The 504-nt window shown below is 26.0% G+C and carries 1 pseudogene; it reads left to right on the plus strand.

Annotation, left to right across the window (positions count from 1 at the left end):
* Positions 1-182: 182 nt before the first annotated feature.
* Positions 183-504 (plus strand): annotated as a pseudogene (locus DVK01_RS22965) (protein rep); the annotation flags it as partial.

A 504-nucleotide genomic window follows, 5' to 3' on the forward strand; every position in this document is an offset into this window, starting at 1 on the left:
TAAAAATAATAATTTGTATGGAAATGGGTTTTTACGATTAGAAAATGCCTTGACATTTGATTATATCCAATAGGATATAATTAAGTGAATCGTCTATACTTAATTGGACAAATTCTATGAAAATAAATATTGTTAATTTAAGAAAATGGGCGATTTTATTATGACAAGAGAAAGAAGAACATTTAGAACAAAGTTTAAAACATATGTCTAAGGCTTTTAATAAATTGAAAATGTATACAAAGGTTAAAAAGAATTTAATTGGTTTTATGCGTTCGACGGAGGTTACAGTTAATAAAAATGACGGTAGTTATAATCAACATATGCATGTTTTGTTATGTGTTGAAAGTGCGTATTTTAAAAAGCAAGGTCAATATATAAAATAAAGTGAATGGATTGATTTATGGCAAAAAGCATTACAAGTTAATTATCGACCAGTTGTAAATATTAAAGCGATTAAACCGAATCAAAAAGGTGATAAAGATATTGAATCTGCAATTAAAGAGA

The sequence above is a fragment of the Haloarcula sp. Atlit-120R genome (assembly GCF_003665885.1).
Taxonomy (GTDB): Archaea; Halobacteriota; Halobacteria; order Halobacteriales; family Haloarculaceae; genus Haloarcula; species Haloarcula taiwanensis.